Consider the following 20,208-nt stretch of genomic DNA (forward strand, 5'->3'; position numbering starts at 1 on the left):
GACATTTCTAACTAGCCAGCCAGCGGACATTTGAGAATGGCTTTGACATTGGGTGTAGGTCCCAAGTTCAGATGTCGCGTTTCCGCTAAATAAAAATGTCGTGTTTTAGCTTGCAGGATGGTTGCCGACACCCCTCAGGGAGCGCCGGCGATGAACGCGACTGGGACGATCACGATGACGATGCGCGAGCTGGACAGATTCAAGGTCATTCAGGACGTCGCGGACGGCCGCCTCAAGCCGTGGCGTGCGGCCGAACGGCTCGGGCTGCCGATCCGACCGATTCGTCGGCATGTGGAGCATGGGATTTCCAAGGGAATCATGTGAGTGCGGTGGCTACACAACCAGACACCCATGAGTCTCGGCGACGGTCACGATTGCTTCCATTCCCGCCGTAAACCGTAGATAGTCGGCTTCCATCCCGTCAGAAAAGATCACCCCATTTTCCGGCATGCGTGAGCGTAGCCGCAGCGGCTGTCCAGCACTCACATGGCCGAATACCAGCTCGGCCTTCGACGCCTGGCTCGGGAACGGCTCCCGCACGGCGAAGGTGAGCCGTGCGCTATCCCAGGGCTGAGGACGGTATTGAAACTCCCCCTTCCAGCCTTGCATTGCGCGCATCACGCCGAGCGAACCTGCCACCACGCTCTTGATCCATGCGGTCGAACCCAGCCCCGTGGAGACGATAATGCCGGACGACGACTGCAATTCGTGCCGCTCACCCAGTTCGATCTCGTAAAGCGCCGTGGAATGGGTGCGCGGGCCGATGAACAGGTCGTTGACGGCACGCAGCACCTGCCCGTCCGACAGCCGGGCTTCCGCCATCGTGACCGCCTTCGTCGGACGGCGGCCGCGGGCAACGTCCGCGAGCACCGCCCCGAGATCGGCCGGCTCGAACGGCAGCAGAATGCCGTCCCATCTGCCGGGCTCGGGATTCAGACCGATCAGCGGCTGCCCGTCGAGGTATTTCATCGAATTGGCAACCAGCCCGTCCTGTCCGAGCGACACGACGATATCGTCGGGCGCGAAGATGAAATTCGTCAGGTAGTCGCGATCGACAATCTGGTACCGCCCCCAGTCCTCGAGCGCGCGCACGGTCAGCTCCATGCTGCGCGCATACGCGGCATTCTCCGCGAGGTAATCAGAGAAATCCGCTCCCAGGTGCTCGATGTAGAACTTCGCCTGCGCCAGCGTGTGATGCCGCGCAATCAGGTCTTCGAGCCGCGTACGGCGCGTTACCAGTACGACCTTGCGGGCGCCGGCGCTCATGATGTTGCCCTCGCACCGCCGCTCATGAGGCCCTGCAGCAGGTCGGGCGACACGTTGAGCTGGCCGATGCGCTCGGCCCGCTCGGCAATGCCGCCGAAGGCCTGGGCGATCAGCTGGCCGGGCTGCATCCCGGCCGCCGCGAGCATATTGACGATGCGCGGATCGGCCTTCTCCAGCGCCTGCATGATGGCTGCGACCCGGTGCGCCTCGGCCTCCGCCAAAGTACGACTGTTGTGCGCCTGCCCGTCCACGAACGCCTTGCGATTTTCCTCGAGTTCGATGTCCGCCGCCATCTGCTCGTTGCGCAGTTCGTTTTCCCTGCGCATCAGGGTCGCCTTCGCCTCCATCTGCGTTTCGCGGATCTGCCGCTTCTTCTGTTCCACCGCGATGTCCGTGTCCAGTTCGTTCTGCCGGATCGCGCGCTCATTTTCCACCGCCGACATGCGCCGCAGATAGACGGCGTCGTCAGCCGCCTTCAGGTTGGATTCTCGCGCTTCAGCTTCGAGCGCCCGGGCAATGTCCGGAGTCGGCTTCACGGCCATCACGGAGACACCCAGGATCTCCAGGCCCAGGGCCTCGATTTCCGGCTGCTGTCCGAGCTCGGTCTGGACGGTATGCGCGATTGCCGCCGAAGCACGCAGCGCTTGCTTCAGATCCAGCGCCTGCACGGCCTGCTGCACGATCACCTCGACCTGCATCGCCACGCGCTCCCCGAGCCGCTTCGGATCGTCTGAAACGTACGATCTGCCGTCCTTTCCCAGCGAGAAATCCATCATCGCTGCCGTGCGGTGCGGGTCGCCGATGCGATAGGTCACCTGCCCCTGTACCGTCACGCTCTGGAAATCCGCGGTGACCAACTCAAGGATGAACGGACGATCCTGGCTCGCAACCGGTACGGACACCAAGGTCGTCGCCGGCGCGTAGTAGAAGAACGAAAGCCCGGCGCCCTCGCGCACCATCCTGCCCGCGCGGAACTGCATCAGGTGAATAGTCGGCTGAGACTTGATGAAGCGAATCCCGAACATGTCGATCTCCCATGTGAGTTGTGCAGTACAACTTGTATGGGTTGTACAATACAACCTAGAATGAGGGTCGTCAAGTTTGTCTGAATCGTCATGACACGAAAAAATCCCGCTTCCGGACAACGCATAAGTCAAGGATTTGCGTTCCCCTTGCCTTACACGACTGTCGACGTTGTGATATTCACCGTGCTCGATAACGCGCTGCAGGTTCTGCTCGTCCAGCGCCCGGACGATGCCGGCGAGCCGTTTCCCGGGCGCTGGGCGCTGCCGGGCGGCTTTGTCGATGTAGCGATCGACAAGACGCTTGAGGATTGCGCGCGTCGCAAGCTGTTCGAGAAAACAGCCGTGAGGAGTCCATACCTGGAGCAGCTTGGCAGTTGGGGCAGCGCGACGCGTGACCCGCGCGGCTGGTCAGCCACACATGCGTGGTTCGCGTTGATTCCTGCCCAGGATGTCACGCTCGAGAGCGGGGCCAATGCCGCCGGGGTGGCTTGGTTCAGCGTTGATGCCGTGATGCAGAAGCGCGGACTCGCGTTCGATCATGACGAGATCCTTCAGGCGGCGGTCGAGCGGTTGCGCAGCAAGGTGGAATACACGTCCCTGCCGGCTTTCCTGCTGCTGGAGCCCTTCACGCTGCCGCAGCTGCAACGCATGTATGAGGTCGTGCTCGGTCGGCCGGTGGACAAAAGCGGCTTCCGCACGCGGATGCTCGCTGCGGGATTCCTCAGAGAAACGGGCTACATTGCCGGGGAGTCGAATCGGCCGGCACTGGGATATCACCTCGTGGATCGATGTGCCCCCGTGGTGTTCCCGCGGACGTTCAGCCCACGCGGCAACGACTGACAGTTCGGATCGGGTTGTCGGGCGCCCTTCCCGGTTTTCCTCATTCCGCGAACACTGCCTGCTGCGTACGCAGCGTGTCCACCCGCGTCTGGCCGGCAACGGCGCCTTCCTTCTTGACCTCAGTCAACCCATCCCTGCACCTTCGTTCCTAGATTCGAAACAGGCAACGCAGGCACACGGCCCGCCGAGCGCCGGAACGGCAGGCACAGCCGCGATGCGGTCCATCCGGCCGGGCGCACGTCGATCGGCGCGCGGCCGTTCTCCCGATCGCCCGCACCTGCATACGGCGTGACATCCTGAACCGAGCCATGACGACACTCGCCCACCCTCCGCCGCCGGCTGGCGTGGACACCGGCGTGCGCTCAAGTACCGCGATACGCGGCGGAAAATGCGGCGACGAATGCATCGAGGCAATCCGGCGCGAGCGGGTTGATGCCGGCCGCCCCTTCCCGTCCGCCGCCGCCCGGAAAGCCCCGGCACAGCCGGTCCGCGCCGCGCGGCGCAGCCAGCGGCGCGCGCACGCTGACGGTATAGCCGCCGCCCGGCGCGATCGTCAGCACCGCATGCGCGCGGTCCGGCGCGTCGCGTGCGAGCCGGTTCGCGAACACGCCGCGCACCCGCCGCGCCCAGCGCGCATCGGGCAGGACATAGACATCCGCGCCGGGCAGCACCATCGTCGCGCGCTGCCGTTCGGCGCACGCCATGTCGCGCTGCCGGTCCGCGTCGAGCTGCCGCGCGAGCGGCGATGCCGCGAACTCAAGCGGATTCGCGTACGGCCGAAGCGATGCGTACACGTCGAGCGGCGGCATCAACAGATCGTCGGGCGAATCGCCGTAAGCGTTGTAGTTGATCGCTTCGCCGAGCACCTGCAGCCGGCGCGCGTCGGCATCCGCCAGGCCGCCTTCCGCGGCGGTCCGGCGTGCGGCGTCCACGAGGTTGTCGCCGTACGCGCCTGTCGCCGCCCACAGACGATGTCGCCCGCCCAGATACCGGTTCACGATGAGACTCGTGCAGACCGACGGCGAGGTATCGATGTACGCGCGGAGGTGCGCGTCGCGCGGCACGGCGCCGGGGTGGTGGTGATCAAAATAGCTGACGTCAACGCCGCCTTGCAGCAACGCCATCAATGCCGCGCGGTTCGCATCGAGCGACACGTCGAGCACCGTGACGGCGTCGCCGCGCACCGCCGTCACGCGCGCGAGCAGCGCGATGTCGCGTTTCGGCCCGGTCACGAGGATCGACTCGGCCGGCGTCGCGAGCCGCAGCTGCTGAAGCGCACAGATGCCATCCGCGTCGCCATTGAACACGTCGAAGCGTCTCATCTGTCGTCACCTCGGCCCTTGACCTGACTCGGAGAGCTTTCCGCCATGGCACCCAGCACGCTCAGTGTTTTTGCATTCGCGACGAGCCGGCCGTTCGGTGAACGGATCGCCGCGCATCTCGGCATCGCCCTCGCCGCGCACGAAGAGCGGCCGTTCGAGGACGGCGAGCACAAGACGCGCCCGCTCGTCAGCGTGCGCGGACACGATGTCTATGTTGTGCAGTCGCTGTACGGCGAACCGGGAAGCTCGGTCAACGACAAGCTGTGCCGGCTGCTGCTCTTCATCGGCGCGCTCAAGGACGCTTCCGCCGCGCGCGTGTGCGCGGTCGTGCCCTACCTGTGCTACTCGCGCAAGGACCGCCGGTCGCAGCCGCGCGACCCGGTGTCCACCCGCTACGTCGCGGCGATGCTCGAAGCCGTCGGCGTCGACCGCGTCGTCACGATCGACGTGCACAACGTCGCCGCCTTCCAGAATGCGTTTCGCTGCCCGACCGAACATCTCGAAGCGAACGGCCTGCTGGTCGACTGGTTCGCCGGGCAGGCGCGCGACCGGCCGATCGTGGTCGTGTCGCCCGATGCGGGCGGCGTGCGCCGCGCGGAGGACTTCCGCGCGCGGCTGGCCGTGCGGCTCGGGCGGCCGGTCGATGCGGCCTTCGCGGGCAAGCTGCGCAGCGGCGGCATCGTGACCGCCAAGCCGATCGTCGGCGATGTCGCGGGGCACTGCGCGGTCATTGTCGACGACCTGATCGGCTCCGGCACGACGCTCGCGCACACCGCCGCCGACTGCCGGGCGCTGGGCGCGCAATCCGTGTATGCGGTGGCGACGCACGGGATGTTTTTCGACCATGCCCCGGCGCTGCTCGGCGGCGCCCCGCTCGACGGCATCGCCGTCACCGACTCGGTGCCGCCGTGGCGTGTGCCACCCGGCGCGCTGCGGGACAAGCTCACCGTGCTCGACTGCGCGCCGCTGTTCGCGGAGGCGATTGCGTGCATTCATGGCGGCGGCTCCGTCACGGACCTGCTGCGGCGTTGAAGCGCGTCGCCGTCCATCCGCGCTCGCAGCAGCCGATGTGCCGGTTCGCTAGCGAGATGTACGCACGCGCGCGATCGCGCCATGCCGGCGTCGCCTGGAATGCCTTCTCGCGCAGATGCCAGGCCGCAAGCCGCGCCCGTGTCATCGCGCGGCAGCTCTGGTAGAAGTCCACGAGCGCAGCGTCGACGTCGTCGCCGCTGTCCGCGCGGTAGGCGTCCAGCAGCGCGCACGCAAAGTCGGGCGCGCCGAGCCGCTCGCACTCGAGCGCGAGAAAGCCGATCTCGTCGGCCGTGTCCTGCGTGCGCAGCCGCTCGGAGAATTCGAGGCAGTCGATGATCGCGATCGGCGCGTCGATGCAGACATGCTCGGGGCGCAGGTCGCCGTGACCTTCCACGATATGTCCGTGCCGCACGCGCGCGTCGAAGCGCGCGGCCTCGCGGTCGAGCAGCGCGCGCTGCAGCGCGCAGATCGCCCGCACGGTGTCGGCGGGCAGGTCGAACATCGGCTTGCACAGCGCGCGTTCGTTGCAGTCGATCGTGCCGCGCAGGCCGTCGCGGTATGGCGCCGCACCGGTGCGCGCGGGCGCGAGCGACCGATAGAACGTGCTCAGTCGTGCCGCGATACGGCCCGCGTCTTCCCGCGTCGCGGTCCCGTGAAGCAGCGCCCGGTCGAGCATGCGCTCGTCCGGCAGGCGTTTCATCTTGACCAGCCAGTCGACGGTCTCGCCCTCGCCGTCCGGTCGGACGCGCCCGTCGGGATCGATCGCGAGCGGCACCGCATCGAGATAGACGTCCGCCGCCAGCCGGCGGTTCAAGCGCACTTCGTCACGGCAAAACCGTTCGCGCGCGGCGACGGACCGGAAGTCGAGCATCGGCGCCCGCACCGGCTTCTTGAGTTTCCACGCGTGGCGGTCGGTCAGGAACACCCACGACATGTGCGTTTCGATCGTCTTCACCGATCGCGTGCCGTCGGGCCAGGCGGCGGGCTCCCGCAACTGCGCGACCTTCTGTTGCTGCGCGATGGCGCGCAGCCTGGCGGTCTCCGCATCGTTCATGTGGCCCTCTGTCCCGACTGTGGTGTCCACGGTCCGTCCATTCGTGCGACGCGCGCGGCAAGCGCCGGCGCAATCTCGTCGATACGAGCCAGCATAGATTTCCGGGCAGCGGCATCGTTGCGCGAGATCAATCGGCCATGATGCAGGTCAAGCCGTGGCATGCCGACGTTCGCTCCAATACGGTTTGCCGGTGCGCCGGGTTCCGATGCGCGCCGGCTCGACCCGGAGTGTCAATCGTGCGCAAACCGTCCAATCTGCACCAGCGCGAGCCCGGCCCGCGCCACGCACGCCGCCTGCCGGCCGCGCGTTCGTGGGGCCGGCGAGGGATGCCTGTGTGTTCGCCCAGTTCGATGCCATGCCCGGCGCGCGACGCATCCCCTTCGCGCTGAGCGGCGGAAACGCGCGCCGCGCCGCCCGCCGCGTCGATCGCGCGCTGCGCCGCTCTGCCACCTATCCGCATCCGGCCGGCCGGATCCGGCGGACCGAGACGCATCTGTCGGTCGTTTATCTCGCGGGGCGCTACGCGTACAAGATCCTCAAGCCGGTGAAGCTCAGCTTCGTCGATCTGACCCGCATCGCGCAGCGCCGCCGCTGCGCCGAGGCCGAATGCACGCTCAATCGCGCGCTCGCCGGCCCGCTGTATCTCGACGTATGGCCGCTCGTCGCGCATGGCCGGCGCAGTGCGTTCGGCAGTGCGTTGCGCGCGCGTGCCCGACGGCGGCAAGCCGGCAGCGATCCAATGGAGTACGTGGTGCGGATGCGGCGCTTCGATGCGCGCGCGGTGCTCTCCGTGCGCAGCGCGCGGCATGACGATGGTCTCGCGGATGCGGACGCGCTGGCGGCCAGCCTCGCGCACTACCATCGGCATGCGCCCCGTCGCCCGCCGCGCGCCCGCTTCGGCAGTGCGGCCAGCGTGGCGGCCAATTGCCGGGCGCCGCTCGATGCGCTCGATGCCGCCGTGCCATCCGAGGCCGCGCTGCGCGCGTGGTGCGAAGCGGAACTGGCGCGCGTAGCGCCGCGGCTGGCCGAGCGGCATGCGAACGGCTTCGTGCGCGCTTGTCATGGCGACCTGCATCTGGACAATCTTGTTCGCTGGCGTCACCGGCTGCTGATGTTCGACTGCATCGAATTCGACGACGCGCTGCGCTGGATCGACGTCGCGAGCGATCTCGCGTTCGCCGTGATGGACTTCGCCGCGCACGGGCGCGACGACTGCGCGCAGCGCCTGCTCGCCGGGTGGCTGGCCGCGACCGGCGATTACGCGGCGCTCGACGTGCTGCCGTTCTACACGGTCTATCGTGCGCTGGTGCGCGCAATGGCGGCCCGGCTGACCGGCGACGCCGCCGGGCGCGCACGCTATCTGCGCGTCGCGTCGGACGTCGCGGCGCGCTCGCGCGACGCGCGGCCCTGCCTGTTGCTTTGCCACGGCGTGTCAGGCTCGGGCAAATCGCTTGCCAGCCAGGCGCTCGCCGCCCGGCTTGGCGCGATCCGTTTGTCGAGCGACGCCGCGCGCAAGCGCGCCGCCGGCCGGCCCGACGACGCGCGGTTGCCGGCTGCGGCCTATTCGGCCGTGGCGGTCGACGGGATTTACGACAGGCTTCTCGAACGCGCGCAAACCGTGCTTGAAAGCGGCCATGCGGCGATCGTGGATGCGACCTTCCTGCATCGCCGGCACCGGGCCGCGTTCATCGCGCTCGCGCGCAGGCTTGGGGTGCCGGTCGTGATTCTGGATTTCACGGCGAGTCCGGCGACGCTTTTCGCTCGCGTCGCGGCGCGAGCGGCGCAAGGACGCGACGCGTCCGATGCGGACACGGCGGTGCTCGCCGGACAGCTCGCGCGGGCGGAGCCGCTGGCCGCCGAAGAGCACGCGCTTGCGGTCAGTTTCGACACGGGGGGCGAGATCGCGGCCTACGACAGCGACGTATTCTGGTCGCCGTTGCTCGCGCTGCTTGCCCATGCGGCGCCGGTTGCGGCGTGAAGGCCGGCGCCGCCGAGGGGCGGCCGGGATTCGAAAAAAATCCACCGAATCCCGCCCCGACCCGCTGATTCGATCCCGTCTACGAACGCGGCAGTTTCTTCGTGTCCCCGCCTGCGCGCATCAAGAGTTCCAGCGTCGCTTCGAGGCGAATCACGCGTTCGGTCAGGCTCTCGATTTTCGTCTGTTGCTCCTTGACCGTGCCGGCGAGCGACACAACCTTGTCGTTCATCTTGATGACGGTCGTGAGCGCGTCCCACACCTTGTCGGTTACACCCATTACTACTTGCCTCCCGTCATCGCCGCAATGCGCTTGTTCGATTCCGCGACAAACGAGAGAGCGTCATCGAGTGCATCATTCGCTTCTTTCGTGGACGCATTCACGCGCTCGACCAGTGCGAGAATTTCTGCCTCGTCTTCGCTTGGGGTGAAGTCCTGCGCAGCTTGACGCATAAGCTCGCTCACGTTCAATCCGAGACGCTTGGCAGTCTGCGCTATTGCACGCTTTTGAACCGCCGTCACCTGCACGACGATCCGCTCGGTAGCCGTTGCCATTTCATCTCCTATGTACATGAACATGGTATGTACATTATGGCGCGTCGCGGGTGAGAGTCAAGTGGCTTGTCCGAAGGGCCGGCACGCCAGCTGATCGGCAGTTGCCGGCGTTGCTTGCACGGCTTGGTACGCTTGCGTCAGATGACTCCTGCAACAAACACCGACAGCCGAACTGAATCGCTCTCCATCAACCGTTTGACAACAGATTGCCCGCGGGCGCCCGGGCCGGATGCAGCTGCCCCTCGGCCGCCCAAGGCGATCTGCTCGATCGCGATCAGGTTACAAATTTATGCTGGCTGGTATCAATAGCTCAGAGCAAACCATAAGAAGAATTCCATTGACGGAAGAAGAACGACGAGGAATAGCACGATCATCGACCTGTTCATTTTGTCGGCCATCGCGAACCATGCGGCAATCACAATCGTTAAAAGCCACCCCGCCAAACAGTAAAGGGATAGCTGCATGCCGGACGACGGTGCGTCAGAGATAAAATCAATTTCTCTCCACGACGCTCGCCGATGCCAACCAGACGCAAAGATCAGGAACAACTGAACAAGGCCAAGGATGAGATGGCGCTTCTTCATCGACCAGCCTGCTTCGGGTAATGGTTTTTCTTTGCAAGGCGCTTTGATTTATTTAACGCAGCATTCAATTCTGCTGGCGTTACCGGAGTCGGAAGCCAACGCGGATCACGAGCCAGGATGTCGATGGATTCGAGAACATCGGCAACATTCGATGAGCAGCTATTGTCAAAGATACTGTATGTGCTTCCACGTGGATGCGATCGTTTGAATGCTCGATCAACACTTACCCGCCTCTCCAGTTCGCGTTTTATCTTCTCTTTTTCGGCTGGGGATACCCTCAGTACCAACCCGACATTATCGCGCCACAAATTCCCGCCCGTTCGCCTCGAGCCGCTTGTTAGATGGACGATCCCTCCATAAAAATAAGTGTGTTTGTCTATTGTCACGTATTCTTCGTGAGCGCGACTATAGACAACTCCATCAATTTCGATCGCAACATGTCCCCATTGCGAGCCAGTGCTGCGAAGCCGGGAATCGCTTACGATGACTTCAATGATCGATGTATCTACAACGATTTCTTTTGCTGAAGTATCCGTCGTTGATGTCGTCATCTTATTTGCAACCAAACGGTATTTCACCCCGTCCGGGGAAACGTGAATTTTCTCTGGCATGATTATCCTGCAAGGTATACGTTGATTTTTTCGGCGGAGGCGATGGCTGCAAGAAGATGCGTATGCCCATCGCCATCTGTTTCACCATACTCAAAAATGCCGTTTTCTCGCTGTATCCCATAGGCAGCGTGAGCCAGTGCCTGCCCATTGGCATCGCGCAGGATGAAACGGTCGTCGTACTGGCCGATGCGGTGAGACTTGACCTCAGACGTTCCAGAGATTTTTCTGTCAAGGACAGTAGTTTCTGGCGTTGATTCTCTGATCGTTTCCGCCATGTCGTCGCACCACGATTCGCCAGCGAGCGTGGCGATGATGTGTGGTGGCGTAGGACAATTGCAGACGACCACATCGCGATCGGCTGCTGTTTCTCCCATGAAGCCGATGCGCCGTGGCCCCCCGGTTTTCGCGATCACGCCTGTGCTCTTGCATGCTTCGCACCAGGCTGTTCCGCCAATCAGCGCGACCTGGTGTCCAGCCCCTATCGTAAAGACCGGGCCGCTGTAAGGAAGGATTTCCCCGCCCGTTTCCAGTTTGTCGCCGACAACGGCGATTCGACGCATCATGTGCTCTTCCTCATTCCGTGATAAACGACCGGTCACTTTGACAGCATGGCGGTCGCTCGGTCTATGAGAAGAATCTGAATTTTAGGATTCTTTTCAAACCGTTAATTCAAGGGCGTTTTTCAGGTTAGGCAGCGAGGACTTCCGGCCGCCGTAGCTTGCGGCTGCTCGCCGGCGCGACGCGCCGCAGTGCCGCCGCGACGGTTGTCTGGCGCGCGACGCATCGGGCGGGGAGCCGCCGTATGACCGTCGTGCTCGTTCCGCGTATAAATGCCTTTGTCAGAGGGCAACCGTCCCGGCTTGTCATGAAATTGTAAACTTGCGATAGTGCTGTCTCCCCGCCTGGCGGATCTGCATCCCCTTCCACCACGAGACATACGACATGACCTACTCTTCGCAACATCGATCTCTTTTGCTGGCCTCCGTGACGGCACCGCTCGTCCTGCCGTCACTGCATCGTGGCGCCCCCCGGAATCACTCTCGCTGACTTGGCGATCCGATTTCCTGACTTGAACTTGCTCAAGTTACACCGACTTGTCACCGAACTCTGCCGTCAGGACGGCCTGGAACTGATCCGTCAGTAACGGCATGGAGCAACCCCGTATCTGAATTTCTACAGCCATGACAATTCAATTCATATTCGTGCTCAAGAGACTCATCCCGGAAGTCAGGGGATTTTCAAAAAATGAAATCGAATCCCTGGTGGAGTCCGCGAGGCAATCGTCCATTCCGAGAATCAGAAAATACTCCGGCTACTCCTTTGCTGTTTCATTTTTTGTCCCTCCAGTTTTATTTGCCTCTGTATTCATCAAGCTGGGCCTCATTCCGGGTGGAACGTCATTCATTTTTGTAGGAATGATAGGGCTGCTTTCAGCGCTTTCGGTGCTTTCAACCTGTCTTTTGACATCAATATTCAACACCATGATTCTCAAGCCGGCCATTTATGAGCAGCTGAACAAGCGGCCACGACCCCCAACGCCATCCGTTTGATCAATCCGGCAATTGCCGGGGTAAACCGACGCAGCCAACGGCGCATGAGGCCTGGGCCGAAGCATTTCCTTTGTCCATGTTGGTGATATTGCTTGGTTAAACTTATGAAATTGCATGGCTCATAATGACCAAGAATTCAATTAACGTGGGTTACCGGCCTGCGGATCTGCATCCCGTTCCACCACGACACACACGACATGACTTACTCCATGACCTACTCTTCGCAACGTCGATCCCTGTTGCTGGCTGCCGCGACCGCACCGCTCGTCCTGACCGTCAATGCATGCGCGTTGCCGCAGGCGGCGAAGGCATCGGGCGTTGCCTCCGCGAATTCGTTCGCCGAGCTCGAACGCGCGGCGGGCGGCCGCCTCGGCGTATGCGCAATCGATACCGGGAGCGGCCGGCGCGCACAGCATCGCGCCGACGAGCGCTTCCCGTTCTGCAGTACGTTCAAGACCATGCTGGGCGCGGCCGTGCTCGCACGGAGCGTCGAGCGGCCGGCGCTGCTTCAGCAGCGCGTCACGTACGGGCCAGGCGACCTCGTGCGCTACTCGCCGGTGACGGAGATGCACGTCGGCACGGGCATGACGGTCGCCGAGTTGTGCGCGGCGGCGATCCAGTACAGCGACAACTCGGCTGCGAACCTGCTGATGAAGCTGATCGGCGGTCCGTCCGGGGTGACGGCGTATGCGCGCTCGATCGGCGACGACACGTTCCGGCTCGATCGCTGGGAGACAGAACTGAATACCGCGCTGCCGGGCGACCCGCGTGACACGACGACACCGGCCGCGATGGCCGCGATGGCCGCGAGCGTACGCGCGCTCGCACTCGGCGATGCGCTGCCGGCCGCGCAGCGCGCGCGGCTCGTCGAATGGCTGTGCGGCAACAAGGTGGGCGACAAGCGGTTCCGCGCGGGCGTGCCGCCCGGCTGGCAGGTCGGCGACAAGACGGGCACTGGAGACTACGGGACGACGAACGATGCCGGCGTGATGTGGCCGCCGTCGCGCGCACCGATCGTGCTGGCCGTCTATTACACGCAGGCTCGCGCCGATGCCACCGCAAAGGACGACGTGATCGCGTCGGCCGCGCGTATCGCGGTTGCGGCATTCGGTTGAGCGTGGCAGGCGCCCCGGCCCGCGCGCGGGGCCGGGTCACGCCAATGACGGACTGGCGCCCGCCGTCCTTCAGGTGTGCGGCTCGCCTCAGGCGATCCGCTCGATCGCGATCGCCGTCGCCTCGCCGCCGCCGATGCACAGCGACGCGACACCGCGCTTGAGGCCGCGGGTTTCCAGCGCGGCCAGCAGCGTGACCATCACGCGCGCACCCGATGCGCCGATCGGATGGCCGAGCGCGCACGCGCCGCCGTGCACGTTGACCTTGTCGTGCGGCAGGTCGAGATCGCGCATTGCCGCCATCGCCACCACCGCGAACGCCTCGTTGATCTCGAACAGATCGACGTCGCGCAGGTTCCAGCCGGTCTTCTCCGACAGCTTGCGCATCGCGCCGATGGGCGCCGTGGAAAAGAGGTTCGGCTTGTCCGCGTACGTCGCATGCCCGACGATCACGGCTTTCGGCGTCAGGCCGCGTCGCTCGGCCTCCGAGCGGCGCATCAGCACCATCGCCGCCGCGCCGTCCGAAATCGACGACGCATTGGCGGCCGTCACCGTGCCGCCGTCCCGGAACGCCGGCTTCAGCGTCGGGATCTTGTCGAGCTTCGCCTTGCCGGGCTGCTCATCGATCGACACGATGGTGTCCGTCTTGCCGGCCCGCACGCCGACCGGCGCGATCTCCGCCACGAAATACCCGTCGGCGATCGCCCGTTGCGCGCGCGTGAGCGAGTCGATCGCGAACGCGTCCTGGGCCTCGCGCGTGAACTGGTACGCTTGCGCGCAATCCTCGGCAAACGTGCCCATCAGCCGGCCCTTGTCGTACGCGTCCTCGAGCCCGTCGAGGAACATGTGGTCGAGCACCTGCCCGTGGCCCATCCGGTAGCCGCCGCGCGCCTTGGGCAGCAGGTACGGCGCCTGCGACATGCTTTCCATGCCGCCCGCGACCATCACGCTCGCGGTGCCCGCGAGCAGGAGATCGTGGGCCAGCATCGCGGCCTTCATGCCGGAGCCGCACATCTTGTTGACGGTGGTGGCGCCCGCCGACAGCGGCAACCCCCCTTTCAGCGCGGCCTGGCGCGCGGGCGCCTGACCCTGCCCGGCCGGCAGCACGCAGCCGAAAATGATCTCCTCGACCTGTTCGGCCGGCACGCCGGCGCGCTCGACCGCGGCGCGAATCGCCACCGCGCCGAGATCGCTCGCGCTGACCGAGGCCAGATCACCCTGGAAGCCGCCCATCGGCGTGCGCGCGGCACCGACGATGACAATCGGATCGTATGTCGTCATGATTTCCTCCTCTCCTGCCTCAACGCGGCGCCATGCGCAACGCGCCATCGAGGCGAATGACCTCGCCGTTCAACATCGAATTTTCTGCGACATGGCGCACCAGCGCCGCGAATTCCTCCGGCCGGCCGAGACGCGACGGGAACGGCACGCTCTTGCCGAGCGAATCCTGCACCTCCTGCGGCATGCCGGTCATCATCGGCGTCGCGAAGATCCCCGGGGCGATCGTCACGACCCGGATGCCGAAGCGCGCCAGCTCGCGCGCCACCGGCAGCGTCAGCCCGACCACGCCCGCTTTCGACGCCGCATACGCGGCCTGACCGATCTGCCCGTCGAACGCCGCGATCGACGCGGTGTTGACGATCACGCCGCGCTCGCCCTCTTCGTTCGGCTCCTGCTTCGACATCGCGTCGGCGGCCAGCCGGATCATGTTGAACGTGCCCACCAGATTGATCGACACCGCGCGCGCGAAGCTGTCCAGCCGGTGCGGCGCCTCGCGGCCGACCACCTTCTCGCCCGGCGCGACGCCCGCGCAGTTGACGAGCCCGTCGATCCGGCCGAATGCGTCGAGCGCGGCGGCCACCGCGGCCTGCCCGTCCGCGTCGCTGGTGACGTCGGTCCGCACGAAGCGCGCCGACGCGCCCAATTCCTCCGCCAGCGCGCCGCCGGCCTCGCCGTTGACGTCCAGCAGCATCGCCTTGCCGCCTTCCGCGACCACCATGCGCGTCACGGCGGCGCCCAGCCCCGAGCCTGCGCCCGTGATCAGAAATACCCGATCGGTGATGTTCATGTGTTCTCCTTGCTCAATGAGTTTGCGCTTTTTTCCGCTTCCATCTTGCGGAGCACGAAGCGCTGGATCTTGCCGCTCGGCGTCTTGGGCAACGCGTCGACGAAGTCGATCGCGCGCGGATACGCGTGGGCCGACAGCCGCCGCTTGACGTGCTGGCTCAGTTCCTCGGCCAGTTCCGGGCTCGCGTCGTAGCCGCGCGACAGCACGACGTATGCCTTGACGATCTCGGTCCGCTCCGCGTCCGGCACGCCGATGACCGCGGCTTCGCTGACGGCCGGATGCTCGATCAGCGCGCTTTCCACGTCGAACGGGCCGATCCGGTAGCCCGACGACGTGATCACGTCGTCCGCGCGGCCGATGAAGCTGATGCTGCCGTCGGGTTCCAGCTCGACGTTGTCCCCGGTCCGGTAGTAGCCGCCCGCGATCGCGGGCGTGTCCTGTTGCCAATACCCTTCGAACCACAGCAGCGGCGACCGCGCGATGTCGATCGCGAGGTTGCCGGGCTGGCCCGGCCCGAGTTCGTGGCTCGCGTCGTCGAGCACCGCGACGCGGTAGCCGGGCATCGCGAGGCCCGCCGAGCCCGGATGCACGGGATGCGCGAGCCCGTGATGGTTGTTCACCACCATGCCGAGTTCGGTCTGTCCGTAATGGTCGTGAATCGGCGCGGCGAGCACCGCGTCGAACCAGCGCACCACTTCCGGGTTCAGCGGCTCGCCCGCGCTGCTGACCACGCGCAGCTTGCCCTTGACCGGCGCGGCCGCTTCCGCGCCGGCCGCCATCAGGAGCCGGTACGCGGTCGGCGCGCCGGCGAGGTTGGTGATGCCGAGCCGCTCGATGACGTCGTACGTGCTCTCGACGGTGAAGCCGCCTTCATAGAGCGTGGTCGCGTGACCGAGCAGCAGCGGGCCGGTGATCGCGTAGTAGAGGCCGTAGGCCCAGCCGGGATCGGCGATGTTCCAGAACTTGTCGCCGGCACGCAGATCCACCGCGTCGCGCATGTACGCGCGGAACGCGAGCAGCGCCCGCAACGGCACCGGCACCCCCTTCGGCAGCCCGGTCGTGCCCGACGTGGCCATCATCAGGAACAGATCCGTCCCCTTGCGCAGCACGGGTTCGAATGCGTCGGACTGCGCGTCGAGCGCCGCGCGGAAATCGATGTCGCCTTCGGGCAGACGCTCGCCGGGCTGCAGCACCGTCGCCACCTGCGGGCAGTCGGCGACTTCGTCGAGCTTGCTGCGGTTGGCGACGTTGGTGACGACCAGCCGGGCCGCGCTCATGTGCAGCCGGTGCTCGATCGCCTTCGGGCCGAACGCGGTGAACAGCGGCTGATAGACCGCCCCGGCGCGCCACGTGCCGAGCACGGTGGCGACCAGCTCGGGCGTGCGCGGCAGCAGTCCGGCGACGACGTCGCCGGGCTTGACGCCTTGCGCGACCAGCAGGTTGGCGACGCGCGCGGACAGCGCCTGCATCTGCGCGAAGCTGAAGCTGTGGTGCTGCCCGGCGGCGTCGATCCAGTCGAGTGCCGTCGCGCCCGGCGCCACGTGCCGGTCACAGCATTCGACGCAAGCGTTCAACCCGCGCTCCAGGTCGCCGTGCAGGTACGACGCGGCGTCCTCGATGCGGAACTGGGCCGCGGCGTCCGCATAGGCCGGCATCGCCCTGGCGGTAGCTACATCTGGCATGACTGTCTCCTCCTTGTTTGTCTCTGCCGGCATTGAGGGGAGCGCGGCAGATGTGCAATTGATGGTAGTCATCGCAAACATTGCAATCAATGACAATCCGAAACTAGAATCGTGATCGGTTTTGCCATGCCGGAGGGCAGGAAATGGGGCAGCAGACGATCTCACCGACATTCGTCGACGCAGCGCTCGGATGCGTGCGGCGGCAAGGCATCGCGACGGCGCCGTTGCTGCGCGCGGCGGGCTTGCCGGCCGAGGTGCGCGAGCCGGTCACGAGCCAGGAATACGGCCGGCTCTGGCTGGCGATCGCCGTGGCGATGGACGACGAGTTCTTCGGCCTCGCCGCGCGCCCGATGCGACGCGGCAGCTTCGCGCTGCTCTGTCATGCGGTGCTGCACGCGGGCACGCTCGAAAAAGCGCTGCGCCGCGCGCTGAAGTTCCTGCGCGTGGTGCTCGACGATCCGCACGGCGAGCTCGTGGTGGCCGACGGGCAGGCGCAGATCGTGCTCGCCGACAGCGGCGCGACCTACCCGGCCTTCGCATACCGCACGTTCTGGCTGATTCTGCTCGGGCTGGCCTGCTGGCTGATCGGCCGGCGCATTCCGCTGCAACGCATCGACTTCGCGTGCCCGAGCCCCGGCGAGCGCAGCGACTACCATCAGTTTTTCGGCGTGCCCGTGCATTTCGACCAGCCGGCCAGCCGGCTCGCGTTCAACGCGGGCTATCTCGGCCTGCCGACGATCCGCTCGGAACAGGCGCTGACGGCCTTTCTGCGCGGCGCGCCCGGCAATCTCCTGGTGCGCTACCGGCACGACACCGGATGGGTGGCGAAGACCCGCGCGCACCTGAAGGCGCTACCCGCGGCCGAGTGGCCGTGCTTCGAAACGCTGGCCGGGCGGCTGGGCGTCACGCCCGTGACCTTGCGGCGGCGCCTGCGCAGCGAGGGGCAGAGCTTCGCGTCGATCAAGGACGAGATGCGCGGCGCGCTGGCGCAGTCCCTGCTGCGCGAAAGCGAGCTCAGCGTGGCCGAAATCGCGTGCGAACTGGGCTTCACCGAGCCGAGCGCGTTTCATCGCGCGTTCCGCAAATGGACGGGCGCGAGCCCGGGCACGTTTCGCCGCGACGTGCGCGAAGCGAAGCCGGCACACGGGGGCAAAGACGCGCACTGATCGCGCCCGCTCATTCACGGCATGTCACGGCACGGCGTCAGCGGATGATGATCGCGGGCCTGCCGAACTGCACATAACGCATTCGCGCGGCGCACCCGACCGTCGCGCAGGTGCCGCTGGTGACGCCGGGCGGCAGAGGGTTCAGCAGCACGTCATACACTTCGGCGGCGAAAAACAGGCCGTTGCCCGGGATCAGCCGCGTCGACAGGTAATCGCCGAACCGCGTGGTCTGCGTCGCATTGCTGCTGGTCACCTGATACACGACAAAGTCGTTCCGGTACCCGACCGCCTCTTGCGGATAGCCGACCGTTCCCCCGCCTACCGCGAGCGTGATGCCGATTTCGGTGCCGTCGCTGCCGAGCGCCGCCATCGCATACGCGTAGTCGCTGTTCCAGATGTCGTACTCGGACAGCGCGGCGTAGTTGGTGCCGCCGGACGCCGTGGGTGTCAGGCTTTCCATGCGCACGTAGGCGCGCGGCCGCCCGCCCCCGGCATTGGTGCCCGCATCGAAAGCGAACAGGTATTCCGCGCGCTGTCCTTCTGGCGTCGAGGTCGAACGGAACGTGCCGCCGGTGATGTTGCCGGGAAACGATACCGCGAGCCAGTCGGAACCGTCCGGTGCGGTCGACGTGTAGTTGGCGCCTTGCGCGATGCTGGTGATGCCGACCGTGCTGGAAGGAATCGTGACGGCGCTGTCGGCCCAGGTGAAGACGCGCATCGTGCTGCTGTTGTCGAGCGAGCCGACCACCATCCGCGCTGGCGCATTCTGAATGAAGTGCGTTTTGTTCAGGCCGTTGGAGCCCGTGAGCTCCGCCCGGTCGTAATGGACGACGGTGGCGGATGCATTGGCCATGTCGGCGAGGCTCATGCGCGCCACGATGCGGCGCCCCGTATAGATCTTGCCGGGAGTGGGGAATCCGTGGTCCACGCCGACGTACAGAAAGCTGTCGGACCACGCGAGGTCGGGATAATCGAGCCATTCGTTGCCGGCCACGCCCAGGCCGTCGCCCACGCCCGCGACGTTGGTGCCCGTCAGGTCGGCATAGGTCCACGCGTTGTAGAAATTGGCCGTAATCGCGGCAGGCGTGGCCCATGCGATCCGCAGCCGGTTGGGCGACGCGATCGCGGTCTTGGCGGCATTGAGCGTCGGCCAGTATTGCAGCAGCCACACGAAAAGATTCTGTTTGGGAAGATAGACGACCACTTGATCGCAGCACAGACCGCCGTCGCTCTGCGGAAAGAACGAGGTGCGCGCGGGATTTCCCGGCTGCGCATTGAAGAGATTGATATTGGTGAAGGTCTGGCCGCCATCGGTCGAATAGCTGACGCTGGTGTTGAAGGTGGAGAGGACGACGCCATCCGGCGAGGCCGCGGCGGCATTCGGGTCGGGCGGCACGAGCTGGGTGTTGGCCGAACTCGTATTGCGCGTGATCTGCACCAGCGGGCTGCCTGCGGCGCTGCTGCCTGCGGCGGTGCCGGTCGGGGTCGGCGGAAAGACCTGTCTCGTCGGACCGATGGGGACGAATATCGGCGCTTCGGCATTGGGCGGGAGCGGGAATGCCGGCGGCTCAGGCGGATAGCTTGCCGCGTTCGGATCCGTTTTCACGGTCTGTCCCGCGTGGCCGGCGAACGGGCCGGGTGTGGCGGTCGTCGGGCTGATGCTCCCGTGCACCCTGAAGAAGTGCCGCTCACGATGCGTAAGTGCCCTCGACCGTCAGGAAATGCCGGCTGCCGTCGATCGGCGCGAGTCCGAGGATCGCGTCGAAGACCACGTCTTCAGCCGGACGCAAGCTGCCGAGCGACAACGGAAGCGCGTTGGGTCCCCGATACGCGCCGCCATCGACGTCGATGCGCGTGACCCGCAGGTCGAGCGCCTTGCTCTCGCCGAGATTCTGCAACTGCAGTTGCGTGCCGACGGTCCTTCCGTCATCCCAGGCCGATGCGGCCGCTTCCTCGAGCACGATGACCGGCAGGCCACGCTCGCCGTCGGCATCGTCGGCGTCGTTGTCGTCGTGGAAATGGCCCCAGTGGCCGTTGCGGTTGGATTGCTGGGACGGGTTTGCCGGCGCGGCGTCGGCCACGCCAGGCAGGGCCGCAGCAACGACGCCGAGCGCTGCCGTGCCGCTCGCAAGCAGCCCCGGTGCGGCGACGAGCAGGCCGATAGCGGCGCGCCGCCATGCTCCCGGCACGCCCCGTGTGATGCCAAACCATTTCAGCAGCGCTTTTCCATCAGGATATTTCTTCATGTTCGACCTCGACAGAGATGGTCATTGAGAAATACCCCCGCATTGCCGGTCAGATGCTGCGCTCCTCATGTGACTGCATGCGTCGATTCAATCGACGTTCGAATCGTTTTGTCGTTTTTT

20 protein-coding genes and 1 pseudogene are annotated in these 20,208 nt (G+C 65.6%); 7 read left to right on the top strand and 14 right to left on the bottom strand.

Annotation, left to right across the window (positions count from 1 at the left end):
- Nucleotides 1–150 precede the first annotated feature (150 nt).
- Nucleotides 151–303, top strand: a pseudogene (locus LIG30_RS16310) (ISNCY family transposase); the annotation flags it as partial.
- Between the two features lie 30 nt (nucleotides 304–333).
- Here the strand turns inward: LIG30_RS16310 and LIG30_RS16315 are convergent.
- Both LIG30_RS16315 and LIG30_RS16320 read right to left on the bottom strand, forming a co-directional pair.
- A complete protein-coding gene (locus tag LIG30_RS16315) occupies nucleotides 334–1,266 on the bottom strand; it encodes a sugar kinase (protein WP_038713644.1) in 933 nt (310 codons plus the stop codon).
- Nucleotides 1,263–2,291 carry an SPFH domain-containing protein gene (locus tag LIG30_RS16320; RefSeq protein WP_038713645.1) on the bottom strand — a complete coding sequence of 343 codons (1,029 nt, stop codon included), beginning with the start codon at nucleotides 2,289–2,291 and terminating at the stop codon, nucleotides 1,263–1,265. Before LIG30_RS16320 ends, LIG30_RS16315 begins: the two co-directional genes overlap by 4 nt.
- Before the next feature lie 90 nt (nucleotides 2,292–2,381).
- Between LIG30_RS16320 and LIG30_RS16325 the strand changes: the two genes are divergently transcribed.
- Nucleotides 2,382–3,131 (top strand): NUDIX hydrolase, encoded by a 750-nt coding sequence (locus tag LIG30_RS16325; protein ID WP_051995051.1) that lies wholly within the window; start codon nucleotides 2,382–2,384, stop codon nucleotides 3,129–3,131.
- A 362-nt stretch (nucleotides 3,132–3,493) separates the two neighbouring features.
- Here the strand turns inward: LIG30_RS16325 and LIG30_RS16330 are convergent, their stop codons facing one another.
- Nucleotides 3,494–4,453, bottom strand: coding sequence for a hypothetical protein (locus LIG30_RS16330; protein ID WP_038713646.1), 960 nt, complete (start codon nucleotides 4,451–4,453; stop codon nucleotides 3,494–3,496).
- A gap of 45 nt (nucleotides 4,454–4,498) precedes the next feature.
- Here LIG30_RS16330 and LIG30_RS16335 point away from each other — a divergent pair, with 45 nt between their 5' ends.
- Nucleotides 4,499–5,485 (top strand): ribose-phosphate diphosphokinase, encoded by a 987-nt coding sequence (locus LIG30_RS16335; protein WP_038713647.1) that lies wholly within the window; start codon nucleotides 4,499–4,501, stop codon nucleotides 5,483–5,485.
- Here the strand turns inward: LIG30_RS16335 and LIG30_RS16340 are convergent.
- Nucleotides 5,463–6,539, bottom strand: coding sequence for a hypothetical protein (locus LIG30_RS16340; RefSeq protein ID WP_038713648.1), 1,077 nt, complete (start codon nucleotides 6,537–6,539; stop codon nucleotides 5,463–5,465). The genes LIG30_RS16335 and LIG30_RS16340 overlap by 23 nt on opposite strands.
- Before the next feature lie 355 nt (nucleotides 6,540–6,894).
- Here LIG30_RS16340 and LIG30_RS16345 point away from each other — a divergent pair, with 355 nt between their 5' ends.
- Nucleotides 6,895–8,517: a bifunctional aminoglycoside phosphotransferase/ATP-binding protein gene (locus LIG30_RS16345; protein ID WP_038713731.1), complete on the top strand. Its 1,623-nt coding sequence runs from the start codon at nucleotides 6,895–6,897 to the stop codon at nucleotides 8,515–8,517.
- Nucleotides 8,518–8,596: 79 nt separating this feature from the next.
- Here LIG30_RS16345 and LIG30_RS16350 read toward each other — a convergent pair whose 3' ends face one another.
- From LIG30_RS16350 to LIG30_RS27285, 5 genes are all read right to left on the bottom strand, one after another.
- A complete protein-coding gene (locus tag LIG30_RS16350; protein WP_038713649.1) occupies nucleotides 8,597–8,794 on the bottom strand; it encodes a hypothetical protein in 198 nt (65 codons plus the stop codon).
- A gap of 2 nt (nucleotides 8,795–8,796) precedes the next feature.
- Nucleotides 8,797–9,069 (bottom strand): plasmid mobilization protein, encoded by a 273-nt coding sequence (locus tag LIG30_RS16355; RefSeq protein ID WP_038713732.1) that lies wholly within the window; start codon nucleotides 9,067–9,069, stop codon nucleotides 8,797–8,799.
- 302 nt (nucleotides 9,070–9,371) lie between these two features.
- On the bottom strand, nucleotides 9,372–9,653 hold the full coding sequence (locus LIG30_RS16360; protein WP_038713650.1) for a hypothetical protein: 282 nt from the start codon (nucleotides 9,651–9,653) through the stop codon (nucleotides 9,372–9,374).
- Nucleotides 9,650–10,264 (bottom strand): hypothetical protein, encoded by a 615-nt coding sequence (locus LIG30_RS25415; RefSeq protein ID WP_083494065.1) that lies wholly within the window; start codon nucleotides 10,262–10,264, stop codon nucleotides 9,650–9,652. The genes LIG30_RS16360 and LIG30_RS25415 overlap by 4 nt, the downstream gene beginning before the upstream one ends.
- Nucleotides 10,265–10,266: 2 nt before the next feature.
- Nucleotides 10,267–10,827 carry a PAAR domain-containing protein gene (locus tag LIG30_RS27285; protein ID WP_235510321.1) on the bottom strand — a complete coding sequence of 187 codons (561 nt, stop codon included), beginning with the start codon at nucleotides 10,825–10,827 and terminating at the stop codon, nucleotides 10,267–10,269.
- A 618-nt stretch (nucleotides 10,828–11,445) separates the two neighbouring features.
- Here LIG30_RS27285 and LIG30_RS26435 point away from each other — a divergent pair.
- Nucleotides 11,446–11,814, top strand: coding sequence for a hypothetical protein (locus LIG30_RS26435; RefSeq protein ID WP_152986120.1), 369 nt, complete (start codon nucleotides 11,446–11,448; stop codon nucleotides 11,812–11,814).
- A 209-nt stretch (nucleotides 11,815–12,023) separates the two neighbouring features.
- Nucleotides 12,024–12,929 carry a PEN family class A beta-lactamase, Bcc-type gene (gene blaPEN-bcc, locus LIG30_RS16370; RefSeq protein WP_038713652.1) on the top strand — a complete coding sequence of 302 codons (906 nt, stop codon included), beginning with the start codon at nucleotides 12,024–12,026 and terminating at the stop codon, nucleotides 12,927–12,929.
- Nucleotides 12,930–13,016: 87 nt separating this feature from the next.
- Here blaPEN-bcc and LIG30_RS16375 read toward each other — a convergent pair whose 3' ends face one another.
- The 3 genes from LIG30_RS16375 to LIG30_RS16385 are packed head-to-tail and all read right to left on the bottom strand — an operon-like array spanning nucleotide 13,017 to nucleotide 16,676.
- On the bottom strand, nucleotides 13,017–14,207 hold the full coding sequence (locus LIG30_RS16375; RefSeq protein WP_038713733.1) for an acetyl-CoA C-acyltransferase: 1,191 nt from the start codon (nucleotides 14,205–14,207) through the stop codon (nucleotides 13,017–13,019).
- 19 nt (nucleotides 14,208–14,226) lie between these two features.
- On the bottom strand, nucleotides 14,227–14,994 hold the full coding sequence (locus LIG30_RS16380; RefSeq protein ID WP_038713653.1) for a 3-hydroxyacyl-CoA dehydrogenase: 768 nt from the start codon (nucleotides 14,992–14,994) through the stop codon (nucleotides 14,227–14,229).
- Nucleotides 14,991–16,676, bottom strand: coding sequence for an acyl-CoA synthetase (locus LIG30_RS16385; RefSeq protein ID WP_038713734.1), 1,686 nt, complete (start codon nucleotides 16,674–16,676; stop codon nucleotides 14,991–14,993). The genes LIG30_RS16380 and LIG30_RS16385 overlap by 4 nt, the downstream gene beginning before the upstream one ends.
- Before the next feature lie 143 nt (nucleotides 16,677–16,819).
- On the opposite strand from LIG30_RS16385, the gene LIG30_RS16390 reads away from it, so the two are divergent.
- Complete coding sequence (locus LIG30_RS16390; RefSeq protein WP_038713654.1) at nucleotides 16,820–17,842, top strand: AraC family transcriptional regulator; 1,023 nt, start codon at nucleotides 16,820–16,822, stop codon at nucleotides 17,840–17,842.
- A 37-nt stretch (nucleotides 17,843–17,879) separates the two neighbouring features.
- Here LIG30_RS16390 and LIG30_RS16395 read toward each other — a convergent pair whose 3' ends face one another.
- Nucleotides 17,880–19,448: a hypothetical protein gene (locus LIG30_RS16395; protein ID WP_152986121.1), complete on the bottom strand. Its 1,569-nt coding sequence runs from the start codon at nucleotides 19,446–19,448 to the stop codon at nucleotides 17,880–17,882.
- A gap of 82 nt (nucleotides 19,449–19,530) precedes the next feature.
- Complete coding sequence (locus tag LIG30_RS16400; protein ID WP_038713656.1) at nucleotides 19,531–20,088, bottom strand: hypothetical protein; 558 nt, start codon at nucleotides 20,086–20,088, stop codon at nucleotides 19,531–19,533.
- Nucleotides 20,089–20,208 lie beyond the last annotated feature (120 nt).

Source organism: Burkholderia sp. lig30 (assembly GCF_000687455.2).
GTDB lineage: Bacteria > Pseudomonadota > Gammaproteobacteria > Burkholderiales > Burkholderiaceae > Burkholderia.

Coding starts and splice junctions, on each gene's coding strand:
- LIG30_RS16375 (WP_038713733.1), bottom strand. CDS start 14,207: ATGACGACATACGATCCGATTGTCATCGTCGGTGCCGCGCGCACGCCG.
- LIG30_RS16400 (WP_038713656.1), bottom strand. CDS start 20,088: ATGAAGAAATATCCTGATGGAAAAGCGCTGCTGAAATGGTTTGGCATC.
- LIG30_RS16390 (WP_038713654.1), top strand. CDS start 16,820: ATGGGGCAGCAGACGATCTCACCGACATTCGTCGACGCAGCGCTCGGA.
- LIG30_RS16340 (WP_038713648.1), bottom strand. CDS start 6,539: ATGAACGATGCGGAGACCGCCAGGCTGCGCGCCATCGCGCAGCAACAG.
- LIG30_RS16345 (WP_038713731.1), top strand. CDS start 6,895: ATGCCCGGCGCGCGACGCATCCCCTTCGCGCTGAGCGGCGGAAACGCG.
- LIG30_RS16380 (WP_038713653.1), bottom strand. CDS start 14,994: ATGAACATCACCGATCGGGTATTTCTGATCACGGGCGCAGGCTCGGGG.
- LIG30_RS16350 (WP_038713649.1), bottom strand. CDS start 8,794: ATGGGTGTAACCGACAAGGTGTGGGACGCGCTCACGACCGTCATCAAG.
- LIG30_RS16355 (WP_038713732.1), bottom strand. CDS start 9,069: ATGGCAACGGCTACCGAGCGGATCGTCGTGCAGGTGACGGCGGTTCAA.
- blaPEN-bcc (WP_038713652.1), top strand. CDS start 12,024: ATGACCTACTCTTCGCAACGTCGATCCCTGTTGCTGGCTGCCGCGACC.
- LIG30_RS16385 (WP_038713734.1), bottom strand. CDS start 16,676: ATGCCAGATGTAGCTACCGCCAGGGCGATGCCGGCCTATGCGGACGCC.
- LIG30_RS25415 (WP_083494065.1), bottom strand. CDS start 10,264: ATGCCAGAGAAAATTCACGTTTCCCCGGACGGGGTGAAATACCGTTTG.
- LIG30_RS26435 (WP_152986120.1), top strand. CDS start 11,446: ATGACAATTCAATTCATATTCGTGCTCAAGAGACTCATCCCGGAAGTC.
- LIG30_RS16320 (WP_038713645.1), bottom strand. CDS start 2,291: ATGTTCGGGATTCGCTTCATCAAGTCTCAGCCGACTATTCACCTGATG.
- LIG30_RS16360 (WP_038713650.1), bottom strand. CDS start 9,653: ATGAAGAAGCGCCATCTCATCCTTGGCCTTGTTCAGTTGTTCCTGATC.
- LIG30_RS16325 (WP_051995051.1), top strand. CDS start 2,382: ATGACACGAAAAAATCCCGCTTCCGGACAACGCATAAGTCAAGGATTT.
- LIG30_RS16330 (WP_038713646.1), bottom strand. CDS start 4,453: ATGAGACGCTTCGACGTGTTCAATGGCGACGCGGATGGCATCTGTGCG.
- LIG30_RS16315 (WP_038713644.1), bottom strand. CDS start 1,266: ATGAGCGCCGGCGCCCGCAAGGTCGTACTGGTAACGCGCCGTACGCGG.
- LIG30_RS16335 (WP_038713647.1), top strand. CDS start 4,499: ATGGCACCCAGCACGCTCAGTGTTTTTGCATTCGCGACGAGCCGGCCG.
- LIG30_RS27285 (WP_235510321.1), bottom strand. CDS start 10,827: ATGATGCGTCGAATCGCCGTTGTCGGCGACAAACTGGAAACGGGCGGG.